Raw genomic sequence first — 13,503 nt, forward strand, 5'->3', positions numbered from 1 at the left:
GGCAGCTACGGAGCCAAAAAACGTGCGGACGCCGGCCGAGTCTCCTGATCGTGAACTTGCTTTCCGTGCGTTGTTTAGTTCACATTTAGATTTTGTGGATTAACTTAAATCTGCGGGAGAACCTGGGGAACAAAAAAAGCCCCTGAATATATCCAGAGGCTTTTAATATATCTTAATTAAATACTTTATTATTTTTTGCTGCTGTCGGCTTTAGGAGCTGCCGGTGTAGCAGATGGCGTTAATGCCGGAGTTGCTGAAGGAAGCGCGTTGCTTGGTTTTGAAGCTTTTTCAATTTGCTCACGCAGCGCAGGATTGTCTGCATTGTTTGATGAGCCTCCTTTTACAGCAACATTAATAGCCAATGACAATACCATAAGGGTTATAGCTAATGCCCAGGTACCTTTTTCTAAGAAGTCGCCGGTTTTTTGTACCCCCATTAACTGTGATGAGCTTGAAAAATTTGATGCCAAACCACCGCCTTTAGGGTTTTGGATAAGTACGATAAGCCCTAACAGAGCACATACAATTACGGTAACAATGATTAAAACGATATACATTTCTTTATATTAATTAGTTTTCTTCTCTAACTCCTCAATTTGGCTTGCAAAGTAACGGCTTTTTTCCGGGAATTTCAACATCAATTTTTTGTAAGTTGCAATAGCTTTGTGATATAACATCTGGTCGATGTAAATCTGGGCTAATGTTTCACTTACCAGGTCATTTCTGTCTTCCGAGCTCTTCTTCGCTTTGTTCTCATTATCGAGCTTATCAATTGATGGCGGCCTGATCTGGGGCTCCTCTTTAATAAATTTCTCAATGATGATATCTTCCTTCCTTTTTATCTCCGGCACATCAGGCTGAGGGGTTTTCTCCAGCTCTTCCAGAGATTGCGAATGGAAGATATTTTCATAATACTGATGCTGTAATTCATCGGCAGTTTGGTTGTCGGCGGTTACAGGTGCTTTTGACGGGGCAACAGTTTCAACATTATAAGGCTGATAGGTTGATGCATATTCCTTACGGGTTTTATCTAACCACCACATAAAGGTATAAGGCATTTTCTCGTCATTGTACTTTGATAAAACCTCTTGCTGTTCAGTAACTTCAACTTCTGCCGGTTGCGGAGCTGACTCCTCCGATATAGCCTTATCTTCATTTCTTGTGTCAACAACCGAGTTATCAAACAAAAAATAATCTGTCGATGCGATATTACCGATTATCCATTTTTCAGTTACATCGTCCCTTACATCTTTAGCTTCGTCAACAGCAACCGGCGGCTCACCGGTCACCTCTGTTTTATCGCTTATCGCTTCATCGGCATTAATCTCAGCTGCAACAGGTTCATTCACATTAGCCTGGCCTATACTTATATTCTCGATGCCAACAATTTCATCATAAACCTCATCATCTATATCATGAGCAGATGCAATATCCTCCCTGCCGGTTACAGTTGCAACCGACCCCGAATCAACAACTTCTGCTACCGGTTCTGCAGTTTCCGGTTCATGATCATCGGCATTGATAAAATTAAAGCTGTTTCTATCCTGGTCTGCGCCAGCGGATAAATCTTCCGGAATAGGCGGCAGGGCATCAGGCACTTCATCAACAGCGGGGCCGATATTGAAATAGTTTTCGGAAGCAGGAGTATTGGTTACCGAACCAACATCAACCAGGTCAATTACCTGTGATGAATTTACAGGAGAAAGCCCCTCCGGCTCCTGAATTAATTTATGCAGTAAAACAGGTTTGTAATAAACGGCCGCGCGCTGCACATCCTTATTGGTACCGGCATGGGCAAGCAAAGCACGCAAAATACCGCTTTGCGGGTAGGCATCAACCAGTTGCTGCAGGTTATAACCATAAAAAGAACCTGTTTCGGCCGGATTGGCCAACAGTTCATCTAATATTTCGTATTGCCTGCTGTTCAAATATTGATCCACGTGGTTGAAAATACAAATTGCCTACCAATTAGAAAAGGCCTTGTTAAAAATATCATCAATTAATTGCTTATTGATTTGCTGTATCAGGTTTTGCTCCTGCGAAGAAATATCTCCCCTATAATCGGCAAACTTAGTAAAACTATCTTCAAAGCTAATTTTTTTATCTGCCGGAGTTTTCGCGGCATCAAATGAAAATTTAACACGAACGGTAATAGTAAGCCTGTTAGCGTCAGCAATTGGGGCCACATTATTTGCAGTAGCCTGAATAGATGCCGGAGCGATAGAATAACCGGTAATAGCGCCCGACATGGTTGCATCGGCCTCGCCGCGGACTAAGCTTAGGCTGGTTTGTGTACGGATCCTGTCTTTTAACGCTTCGGTGAAAGTTTGGCTCAGGTTATTTACCACCAAAGCTGCGTTATTTTCAAAAAACTGTACATTGATGGTCTTCAAACTGGGCGGGATTGATTGATTTTTGAGCGTATAACATGACGGGCATATAAGTACCAGCACACACACTGAAATAATCCCCAAGAGTTTTTTCATCAATTTTATAAGTTTAGTTCTTTTATTTTCCTGTATAAAGTACGTTCAGAGATCCCCAGTTCATTAGCGGCAAGCTTACGTTTACCTTTATGTTTTTTCAAGGCTTTACGGATCAGGTCCGATTCCTTTTCAATCAGCGACAGCGATTCTTCCACTTCTTCGGCATCATGTGTTATATTAAAACCGTCGATAGTGTTGCTATTACTGCTATTGTTTGTAACGGTATTAACGGGTTGTTGTAAAGTAAATTGTGGTTCGTTATTACCATGCAGCTCAATATCGCGGTAAAGCTGGTTTAAGGTTTGCGGATTATTGGCATAATGGGGCGAAACACCGCCATGCTCAATAATATCAGCTACCAGTTTTTTCAACTCCACCATATCCCGCTTCATATCAAACAATACTTTATACAGGATGTCACGCTCGGAAAAGTCTTCTTTAGGCTGATGGTCCAGGCGCATTGGCAGGTTCCGCGCGCCGGCCTCGTGCGGGATATAGGTAAGCAGTGTTTGGGCAGTAATGATCCTGTCGCGCTCAAGTACAGCCAATTGTTCGGCCATGTTTTTCAACTGCCTTACATTACCCGGCCATGAATAGTTGGTTAATACCTGCTGCGCTTCTTCATCCAACTGAATTGGCGGTGTACGGTATTTATCAGTAAAATCGGCTGTAAACTTGCGGAATAGTAAAAATACGTCTTCCTTCCTGTCGCGCAATGGCGGGATCTTCAGTGGTACGGTGTTTAAACGGTAGTAAAGGTCTTCACGAAATTTGCCGTTCTTTACCGCCTCATATACATCAACATTAGTAGCTGCGATGACACGCACATTAGTTTTTTCAACTTTTGACGAACCTACTTTGATATATTGCCCTGATTCAAGTACCCTAAGCAAACGGGCCTGGGTACCCAGCGGCATTTCGGCAATCTCATCTAAAAATATGGTGCCGCCATTAACGGTTTCAAAATAACCTTTACGTTCGCCAACAGCGCCTGTATAAGCGCCCTTTTCGTGACCAAAAAGTTCCGAATCGATGGTACCTTCAGGTATCGCGCCGCAGTTAACGGCAATAAAAGGCCCATGCTTACGCGGGCTCATCTGGTGTATGATATGCGAAAAAACCTCCTTGCCACTACCACTCTCGCCGGTAATCAATACCGAGATATCAGTAGGTGCAACCTGGTTTGCTATAGTTATAGCCCGGTTAAGCAATGGCGAATTGCCAATGATCCCGAAGCGTTGTTTTATTTCCTGTACTTCCATGTTAAAAAAGATTCAAGAAGTCAAGAGTCAGGAAGCAAGATTTGAGCGGAGAATCCTCTCACCCAAATATAACTTCTTACATACATCTTGTCTTTTATATAAGATCATGTTTTTATTCATCATCAGAGTTCAAAATGTATTCTCTAAAAGAAAATATCATTTTTTGAACTTCAACAACAAGGTCTAAACATTCCTTTAATTTGTCTTTAGAGCCGTAGCCCCTTCGTTCACATATTAATAATTGCGTCTATACCTCAAACGATGAAGTAAGGGACGTTGTTAAGAATTCAGCAAAATGTGCCTTAGTTCTTTTACCTGAACCTTCCGCTATGTTAGACGGAACCGAACAGGAACATCTGTTTAATTGGTCAATCAGATTATATCTTTCCTCGATAGGTAATGCTTTACAATAATCATAAGTTAAATCAGTAAGATCCATCGACTTTTGCCAAATCTTCAAGCTCTTAAAATTATGCCTCATCATTACTTAATTCTTTTACCTTCTTTCTTGATTCCTGTATCTTGACCTCTTGCCTCTATACAACCTTCCCTATCAACGTAGCGGTAGTACTACGTTCGATAAGTACGTTAACGTATTCTCCAGGCTTGTAGCCTTCGCCAACCGGGAAAATCACCATCGCGTTTTGGTCGCTGCGGCCGCAATAATCTTTGTCTGATTTTTTGGAGAAACCTTCTATCAGCACCCGCTCTACCCTGCCTATGCGGGCCTGCATCCTGTAAAAAGAATACTCCTGCTGTTTGGCTACAATTTCGGTCAGGCGTTTCTGTTTTACCTCTTCCGGGATATCGTCGGCATAACGTTTTGCAGCCAAAGTGCCGGGCCTTTCGCTGTATTTAAACATGTAGGCAAAGTCATACTTTACATAATCCATCATGCTTACAGTTTCTTTATGCTCCTCATCGGTTTCGCTGCAAAAGCCGGTGATCACATCGGTTGATATAGCGCAATCAGGGATGATGCGGCGGATAGCGTCGATCCTGTTGATGTACCATTCACGGTCATAAGTGCGGTTCATCAGATCAAGAATGCGGCTGTTGCCCGATTGTACCGGCAAGTGGATATAATTGCAGATATTATCGTATTTATTGATGGTATACAGCACATCATCGGTAATATCCTTTGGATGCGAGGTTGAAAACCTAACCCGCAGATCGGGGTTGATCAAAGCAACCATCTCCAGCAGGTTGGCGAAGTTGACCCCTCCAACCTCCCCAAGGGGGAGGCTTTTGTCATTTTCAAGACTTGCTTCAACTTGCCCTTCTAAAGCCCTCTCCTTTGGAGAGGGTTGGGGCGAGGTCCATTTATATGAATCCACATTTTGTCCCAACAAGGTAACCTCACGGTAGCCTCTATCAAACAAATCGCGGCATTCGGCTACTATTGATAACGGATCGCGGCTGCGCTCGCGGCCACGGGTAAATGGAACCACGCAAAATGAGCACATGTTATCGCAGCCACGCATAATGGATACAAAGGCATTAATGCCATTGCTGTTTAAACGCACTGGACTGATATCGGCATAAGTTTCCTCACGCGATAGCAGCACGTTAACCGCTTTTTGCCCGCCGTCAACCTGATCAATCAGGTTCGGCAGGTCACGGTAAGCATCCGGACCAACCACAACATCCACTAATTTTTCTTCTTCCAGGAATTTTGATTTGAGGCGTTCGGCCATACAGCCCAACACGCCCACTACCAATCCTGGATTTTTTACTTTGGCAACGGTAAATTCCTTTAAGCGGTTGCGCACACGTTGTTCGGCATTTTCGCGGATAGAACAGGTATTGATGAAAATTACATCGGCAATGCTATAGTCGGCAGTAGTTTCAAAACCGCTTTCGGCCAATATCGATGCTACTATCTCACTGTCAGAAAAATTCATGGCGCAGCCATAGCTTTCAATATATAGCTTGCGGCCATTATTTTTAGCTGTTTCGGCTTTTAACATTAGCGCCTCACCCTGCCTGCTCTCATCATGTGTTTTATCCGGAATAAGCAAATCCATCATTTATATAAAAAATTAGTTTGCAAAAATAAACAAAATTTAAATACCTAAATGACATATTGTCAGTATTAAATAAAATCTCTGTTTACTTCACAAAAAACGAGGCTGTATGATCAGCCTCGCTTTTTTTGACTTATTCAGATACTTAGGCACTGTATAGTTTTAGGTTGGATTGATCCTACTAACAAAAGGGGGTTAACAGGGTTAACACAATTTAGGGTTAACATTTATATAATCATCTAACAATCAACCAATTGAGTAGTATTTATCGAAAAACATGTTAACCCCCCTTTTTGCATAAATCGGCTAAATTTCAATTCATAGTTAATACAACACCTGGGATGGTCACTTTGATTTATGATACAGCCTCGCTCAATATATTTAATTGCCTACTCACTTATTGCGTTAAGGCTACCGTATTGGTGTTGTTGATTTGCCATATAGCCGCCCCCGGAGTAGGGAAGCTAACACCTTTAGTACTGCCTTTAACACCGTTATCCTGGCCAAAGTAATACAGCGGGTGCCCTTTATACACCAGTTGTGTTTGTCCGAATACGGTTATCACGTCAAAGTCGGCTTTATTTAAAATAGAAGGAACATTCTGAACCGCCGTAACCGCATCGATTGGCCAGTTGGCGTCATGCGCTGCCACACCTGTGCTGAATTTATTTGTCTTAAACGTATCCTTAGTAAACAGGTACAAAGTACGGCCATTGGCATCAGTGATATATTGCGAGTTTTCGGTGCCGGCAATACCTTTGCTTGTGTATTGGTTACCATCATGCCCTATCAGTTGCGCGTAGGAAACCATAACAGTGTAATCCGGCTTGGCTATAAACCATGATTTGCCAACCCCATCACCGTTAACATCAGTAATAGCTACATCTTTTGCATAATAATATAAAGGCCAGCCTTTATAGGTAGTTTGCTTGTTTCCGTCAGTGTTGGTGATAACGCCGAAGTCGGTAGCTGCCAGGCCGGTACCTATAGATGGATTTTCTTTGTAAAAGGCAGGCCAGGCTACGGCGCATCCACCGGTACAAGTTGAAACATTGGCAGCATCGTCAGAGAACAGGTAAAGCGCACGGCCGTTATTGTCTGTTATGATACTGCCAAATGTTGCGTTTGAGGTAAGTTGTACGCCGGTAACAGCTTTAGGTGTGGTTGGATTGCTGTCGTGATTTTTTTTACACGATGTTGCTAATAAAGTCAAGGCAATTGAGCCCGTCAGGGCTAAGTACATTTTTGTTTTCATCGGGAGTCTGTTTAGTGTTAAAAAAGGTTTTTATATAAACATAACGCCCTGAAATCCCCAAGGGTTGCTTAACAGTTAAACAAAACTACAATATCAGTTAACCAACAGCATGCAAACCACTTCAGGCACCAACCCTCAAATGATGAATTAAGTATGAGTTTTAATAAAAAAACAATTTACCCGGCTATCAACTGTAACAAAAGTTGCTAACTTGCTGTTAAAGCATAAAACACAGGTAAAAAGTAACAACCGGTAAATGGCATTAAATTTTTTAAGGCACCAGTGGCAAAAAAAGACTTTCAAATTTGTGCTGATACCGGTTATCGTGATACTGCTGCTGGCAGTAGTGGTAAACAGGTATTGGTCGCCCATTTTGGCCGACAAGGTAAAGGATGTGGTATTAAGCAGCAGCGACAGCCTTTATAAAGCCGATTTTTCGGATGCTGAGCTTCATATCCTGCAGGGTAAGATCATTATTTACAATATAACCCTTAAACCTGATACAACAGTTTATAATCAAAAAAAGCGTTTACGCCTGGCCCCAAATACCCTGGTTGAGCTTAAGGTAAAACGGTTGGTACTTAATCACGTGCATCCATTTAGCCTCTATTTTCAAAAAAAGCTGAATATTGGCCAAATCATCCTCAATGAGCCCCGCCTGAGTGTAAGCTACCAGCTAAACCATACCAGAGATACAGTTGTTAAAGATCGCCGTACAGCCTGGCAGCGGATTTCCAAAAGCTTGAAATCGATCCATATCGGCAACATCCTGCTTAATGATGTTAACCTGAACTATGAAGATTACTCGGGCAACAAGGTGGCCATTTCCAAACTTAAAGAGCTAAACTTAAGTGCAAACGACCTGCTCATAGATTCGGCTACCCAATATGATAAATCGCGCCTGCTTTATTGCAAAGACATAATTACTGAACTTAATAACTACGCCGGAGAAACACCAAGCGGCTTGTACACTTATAAGATCAAACATCTTAAACTCTCAACCCTTACATCAAGGCTAAATATCGAAGGGCTGGCTATGCAGCCGGCAAAATCGGATGTTTTTTTTGATAAAAGCAAGAAAGACCGGCTGGGCTTACTGGCCGATTCTGTGCAGCTAAACAATTTCGACTATTTAAATTATCACAAATACCGCACTGTTTCTGCTTCGGGCCTAACCATGGCAAATGGCAAAATAACAGCTTTCACCAACCCGGGTAAAAAACCAGATCATGTAACGGATAAGGTTAAAACGTTCCCCAATATGATGATCAGGAAATTAAATCTTGATTTAAGGATCGATACCATGAAAATCCGGCACGTTGATGTGATCTATAACGAGTTCAATAAAAAATCTCAAAAAACAGGCACCGTTACATTTAATAATACAAGCGGGTATATTTATAATATTACCAACAATCCATCGGCCATAGCCAAAAACAACATTACCCTTGTTGATCTGACAACCTATTTTATGAACCGCGGGCGGCTCGATGTGCAATTGAAATTTAATTTAAGCGATGAAGATGCAGCTTTCAGTTATAAAGGCACATTAGGCCCCATGGAGTTTGGGAGATTAAACCCCGCAACTATGCCCTTGGCCATGGTAAAAATGACATCGGGCAGTGTGAAAAAATTCAGTTTTGATATCCAGGCCAACAGCAGGGTATTTAAAGGTAAGGTTGATTTTTTATATAACGATTTAAAGGTGGTACTACTAAAAGCCGATACGGTTAATGATCGTTTTAAAAGAAAATCGATCATGTCGATATATGCAAACCTCTTCGTGATCAGGCGCAGTAATCCTGATGATAAGGGGAAGCTTACTTCCTCATTAGTGATCTATAAACGGCCTAAAGATTCGCCATTTTTTAAAACTATTTGGAAAACCCTGCTTACGGGGATCAAGCCGTGCATTGGCCTCGATGAAAAAAGCCAGAAAGCAACAAAAGATCGTATCGATGAGCATCTCGAAAACAAAAAGGAGCGCCTAAAAAACAAAGCAGAACGTCAAAAAAGGAAAGCGGAGCGAAAGAAACTGATGGATCAGGGTAAGTTTTGATTTGGAGTGTTCAAACTTATCTCTGCTTCAACACATCCCTAAATTCAGTACATAGAGTCAGTTTTCCTTCAATAACCTGCTTTAGTGAGTCTTCAACCTCCCAGATCGCATAATCCGGGTAAAGTCCACTTTTATTTGAGACCATGATGGGACACGAGTTGTTGATTATTAAATATATTTTTTTGATCGATATATAAATATGGGCGTTCCCGTTAGTTAACGGGCCGTGTTATCCGCTCATTCTGCACAAGGCATTATCCGCCAGCTGACGGACGGTATCCGCTCCTATCACTAACGCGGCCCCGCACATCACCGCTAAATGTATTTTATACGGCATCATGATTTTTCCGGCGATTCCCTGGTGGTTACCCGCAATAACGTTGTGGAGATCGTATTCATGGGGGAACTATAACAAAAACGCCCCCGATTTTCGTCGGAGGCGTTTTATTATACAAGGTAATTCAAATTATAATATCAGGATCAATACCAAAATAATGATGATAATAGCACCTACTGAAAGGTAAATACCGCCGCCGCCAAGGGCATTGGCTTCTTTTTTCATTGATTTTAATTCGGTACGCAATTCCTTACGCTCTGCTTTTGTAAGCTCCGATTTATCCATCGCTTTAATCTCGTTAACGCGGGCCTTGATCTCCTCAACACGGGCTTGTTTTTGCTCGGTTGTCATGGTTGCTATTTCTTCCTTGCTTAGCGGGGTAAGCGCGTGGCTATCAGCGGCAAAGGTACTCAACGCTGTAAATGACAGCAGCATGGTGAGGGCTAATAAATAAACTTTAGTTTTCATAGTTTTAATATTTAAGTGATTCTTTCTATGAAAGAGAAAAAGTGTGAAAAATGTTTTACCGAAGTATAAAATTATTGTAACCCCAATGTTTATAAGCAAACAAAATAAGCTGATTCAAAAACATGTCCTACACTTAATTTTTGGATAGCTTCTTTCTCTTTAATGTCGACATGTTTGCCTTCCGTATCGGCGCAGCCAAGCCATGGTTCTATGCAAACAAAATCGGCTCCCGGTTTGGCCCATAAGCCAAGATAATTAAAATGAGGAAATTCAAGTGCTAAGGTTTGATCATGTTTATCGCTTTTAATGGTTACCATGCGCGATTTTAGATCTTTAAAAACAAGCGCGTCATCCTTAAACAAGTCGCGGGTTAAATAAAGTTTTTTGTTGGGCGTTGGTACAGGATGGGTTACACCGTTAAAAAAGCCATCTTTTGATAAAAGGTGGGTGTTAAAATGTTCTTCGGTTTCAAACTCCAGGTAATAGTCTTCGTAGTTTTCGCCTTTGTTAAAGGGAACATTAAATGCCGGGTGCCCGCCAACAGAAAAATATATCGATTTTTTATCAAGGTTGATCACTTTATAGGTAATCCGGAGCGCGTTATCAATAAGATGGTACAATATCTGGAAATCAAATTTAAAAGGATAAACCTTTAAAGTGTTTTCGCAATTAGGTAACGAATAGCTTGCCGATGTCTCATCCGACTCTAATAAGAAAAATTCCGACTGCCTTGCAAAACCATGGCGCGACATGGCATACTTTTCACCACCAACCAAAAGTTCATTATTAATGAGGCCGCCAACTACCGGGAAAAGATTGGGGGCATGCCATGGCCATATTTTTTCATCGGCCTGCCACATATGTTCAATACCTGTTGCCTTGTTGATGAATGAACTCAGCTGAGCGCCTTTGGTGTCAATAGCTACTTTAATGTGGTCGTTTTCTAAATGAGTAATCATAGGTGTATAATTAATGTAAAAGCCCGGCTTTATAAATCATAAACCGGGCCTTAAACCAATGTATTAAGAATTCGTTAATTGGACAACTTCCGGTTCAACGAAGTTAACAAATCAATCATCATCCTGTTCTTTTTTAGGTTCTAAAATTACAAAGGCACTCCTTTTTGGTGCAGGCATAACGGATGCTTCGCCTTTTACGTACTTCCAAACCACTTCATTCAGGTCGATATCGGGTGCGGCGTCTTCCCTGGCAAAATTAAACAGTTCCGAACGTTTGCTGCTCTCGTTTACCGCTATGTTCCGCTGCTCCAAATCAACCTGTGCGGGTTTGGCCGTATAGGGTGTAAGATCGGGCTTGCTGGTGAAGCAATCATATAACGGCATAGCTGCGGCATCATACTGGCTCATCGGCGGTAAACCCAAAATAAGCTCGATAGTACGCAAAACCCCAGAGGTTGAATACATGCCGTGGATCACCGCGTTGCGTTTTACATACGGACCGGCTACAAACACCGGCGAGCGGTGGGCATCAATATGGTCGGGGCCGTTTTGGGCATCATCCTCCAAAATAAAAACTACCGATTCTTTCCAGATTGAGCTATGTGATAAATGCTCAATAAACTGGCCTATCGCAAGATCATTATCGGCCACGGCAGCAATGGGGGATATGGCGCCTTTCCGCTGTCCGCTGGTATGGTCATTTGAAATGCGCACGGTATTAAAATGCGGTACGGCATTTATAGTTAGTAACGAATCAAAGTCATGGGCCCAGATCTCTGTCCTTTTAACATCTTTCACATTCAGGTCAAAGCCCGGAGATTTAAGACAAAAATGTCCCTCAAGCGATTTTAAGTTTGCTTTGCCGGGGTTGCCATCACTTACAAACTCGCCGTAAGTACGGTAACTTACACCTGCGCGTTTGCAATAATCCCATATAAAGCCGTCGCGCGGATAGGCAGCTTTACGGGTACCTTCAAAATCGTAGTTGCCGCCGCGGCTGCCATAGCTGGTTGGCCAGGTTTTTTCCACAAAATCAGTAGCGTAGGCCGCCATACTCCAGTTGTGGCCGTCGGCACTTACTTCTGCATCAACATAAAAATTATCAAGCAACACAAATTCGTTGGCGATGGCGTGATGGTTAGGCGTTACTTTATTGCCGAAGATGCACAGTGAAGTATCGCCATTACCCTGCGGCATATCGCCTAAAACCTGGTCGTAAGTGCGGTTTTCTTTAATGATATAAAACACGTATTTAATAGGCGACTTTTCGCCCAGCCGGCGGGGGATCGGGTTGCCTGTTTCGCCTTTGGCTGTTTTCGCAATTTTATCGGTAAACGGCGTGTTGGCATAAACTTGTTTGGTATAAGTTTTCAGTTCGGCATCAGACGGGCCGTTGATAAATGATAGTGTACCTTTAAACAGGCCGCCGATGTATTGCTCCCGGCTGTTGATGGCCCCCTGCTTGTAACCGCTGTTATCTGTTTTTTTAACAGGCTGCGGCCCTTTGGGATTGGCCATTGATGAGAAACCTTTACCGTTTGAAACCAGGATTTTACTACCCAGCACTTTTACATTGGTTGGGTACCAGCCTACCGGGATAAAACCTTTGCTTTTGCTGCTGCCCGGCGTAGTAACATCAAATACGGCAAGGCAGTTATTATCTGCGTTAGCTATATAAAGTGTTTTTCCGTTTTGTGATAAGGCCAGGCCGTTGCTTGTTGAGCCGGTGAGGCGGGTAGGATAAAGCGCAGTAGAAACAGTTTCTATTATTTTGCGAGTTGAAGTATTTACTACCGATACTGCATTATCGTTAGCATCGGCCACGTACAGGAATTTCCCTTTCTTATCTAAAAGTAACTCATTGGGATGGCTGCTGGTTTTAATGGTGCTGAGCGTTTGCGTAGCGATGTTGTAAAAGCCAAGCATATCACCACCCCATAAAGAGATGTATAGCGTTTTTTCATCGGGCGATAAAATGCAGCTGTAAGCCTCGGCCGGCAGTTTTACCTGTTTCAGAATATCTTTTTTATCAGGATCGATAATATAAAGGGTACTGTCTTCCTTAGTAACCGAATACAGGCGGCTGTTGCTTTTATTGGTTACCATGCCGGTAGGGCATACCTTATTTTTAGGCCATGCATTTGGGGCTAACTTAATGGTATCCGGGGTGCCTAATTTGTTACCGGCTATGTTGAATACCAAAATCCAGTTGTCATTACCGCCTGAAGCGTACAGCTTTTTTTCATCACGGCTGAAAGCAAGCCCATACCATGATTTTTTAACCACTACCTCATCAAGCAGTTTTTCATTTTTAGGGTCGATGAGCTGTACCGACTGGGTGCTTTGGCCGTTATTGGTAACGGCTAATAATTTACCCGATACGGAAAGCTGCATGTTCAACGGCAGATCGCCAAGCGGTAAAGACCTGCCCGCGGGACTAAGCTTCCAGCCGTTGGGCAATAATACCTGTCCTGTTTGTTCAATTTTACCCGGAGTTTGAGCGAAGGATTGTAAGGCCGCACATAAAAGAACAATGCCGACGACGAGTTTTAGTTTCATAAGAAAACGATTGTAGCCAAAATTACAAAATCGTTTTATTCCGAAAGAGCTGTTAACAGAAACTTAATATGAATAAATTGGACTTTTCTGT

The 13,503-nt window shown here is 42.4% G+C and carries 11 protein-coding genes; 1 reads left to right on the top strand and 10 read right to left on the bottom strand.

Going from position 1 to position 13,503, the window contains the following annotated elements:
• Positions 1 to 188: 188 nt before the first annotated feature.
• From secG to SNE26_RS27500, 7 genes are all read right to left on the bottom strand, one after another.
• Entirely contained in the window at positions 189 to 557 is a 369-nt protein-coding gene (gene secG / locus SNE26_RS27475) for a preprotein translocase subunit SecG (protein WP_321557030.1), read from the bottom strand.
• Positions 558 to 566: 9 nt separating this feature from the next.
• Positions 567 to 1,940, bottom strand: coding sequence for a hypothetical protein (locus tag SNE26_RS27480; RefSeq protein WP_321557031.1), 1,374 nt, complete (start codon positions 1,938 to 1,940; stop codon positions 567 to 569).
• 21 nt (positions 1,941 to 1,961) lie between these two features.
• The gene (locus SNE26_RS27485; RefSeq protein WP_321557032.1) at positions 1,962 to 2,486 is read right to left on the bottom strand and encodes an LptE family protein; all 525 of its coding nucleotides are present in this window, start codon (positions 2,484 to 2,486) and stop codon (positions 1,962 to 1,964) included.
• Positions 2,487 to 2,491: 5 nt separating this feature from the next.
• Positions 2,492 to 3,748 carry a sigma-54 dependent transcriptional regulator gene (locus tag SNE26_RS27490; protein WP_321557033.1) on the bottom strand — a complete coding sequence of 419 codons (1,257 nt, stop codon included), beginning with the start codon at positions 3,746 to 3,748 and terminating at the stop codon, positions 2,492 to 2,494.
• A 247-nt stretch (positions 3,749 to 3,995) separates the two neighbouring features.
• On the bottom strand, positions 3,996 to 4,232 hold the full coding sequence (locus SNE26_RS29595; RefSeq protein ID WP_373695587.1) for a four helix bundle protein: 237 nt from the start codon (positions 4,230 to 4,232) through the stop codon (positions 3,996 to 3,998).
• A gap of 52 nt (positions 4,233 to 4,284) precedes the next feature.
• Positions 4,285 to 5,778, bottom strand: a complete 1,494-nt coding sequence (locus SNE26_RS27495) for a MiaB/RimO family radical SAM methylthiotransferase (RefSeq protein WP_321557034.1) — start codon at positions 5,776 to 5,778, stop codon at positions 4,285 to 4,287.
• Positions 5,779 to 6,172: 394 nt separating this feature from the next.
• Positions 6,173 to 7,030: a hypothetical protein gene (locus SNE26_RS27500; RefSeq protein ID WP_321557035.1), complete on the bottom strand. Its 858-nt coding sequence runs from the start codon at positions 7,028 to 7,030 to the stop codon at positions 6,173 to 6,175.
• Between the two features lie 256 nt (positions 7,031 to 7,286).
• Between SNE26_RS27500 and SNE26_RS27505 the strand changes: the two genes are divergently transcribed.
• Complete coding sequence (locus tag SNE26_RS27505; RefSeq protein ID WP_321557036.1) at positions 7,287 to 9,089, top strand: hypothetical protein; 1,803 nt, start codon at positions 7,287 to 7,289, stop codon at positions 9,087 to 9,089.
• Positions 9,090 to 9,555: 466 nt separating this feature from the next.
• Here SNE26_RS27505 and SNE26_RS27510 read toward each other — a convergent pair whose 3' ends face one another.
• From SNE26_RS27510 to SNE26_RS27520, 3 genes are all read right to left on the bottom strand, one after another.
• The gene (locus tag SNE26_RS27510) at positions 9,556 to 9,894 is read right to left on the bottom strand and encodes a hypothetical protein (protein ID WP_321557037.1); all 339 of its coding nucleotides are present in this window, start codon (positions 9,892 to 9,894) and stop codon (positions 9,556 to 9,558) included.
• 89 nt (positions 9,895 to 9,983) lie between these two features.
• On the bottom strand, positions 9,984 to 10,853 hold the full coding sequence (locus tag SNE26_RS27515) for an aldose 1-epimerase family protein (RefSeq protein WP_321557038.1): 870 nt from the start codon (positions 10,851 to 10,853) through the stop codon (positions 9,984 to 9,986).
• Between the two features lie 111 nt (positions 10,854 to 10,964).
• Positions 10,965 to 13,412 carry a bifunctional YncE family protein/alkaline phosphatase family protein gene (locus SNE26_RS27520; protein ID WP_321557039.1) on the bottom strand — a complete coding sequence of 816 codons (2,448 nt, stop codon included), beginning with the start codon at positions 13,410 to 13,412 and terminating at the stop codon, positions 10,965 to 10,967.
• Positions 13,413 to 13,503 lie beyond the last annotated feature (91 nt).

It is taken from the genome of Mucilaginibacter sp. cycad4 (assembly GCF_034263275.1).
Lineage (GTDB): Bacteria > Bacteroidota > Bacteroidia > Sphingobacteriales > Sphingobacteriaceae > Mucilaginibacter.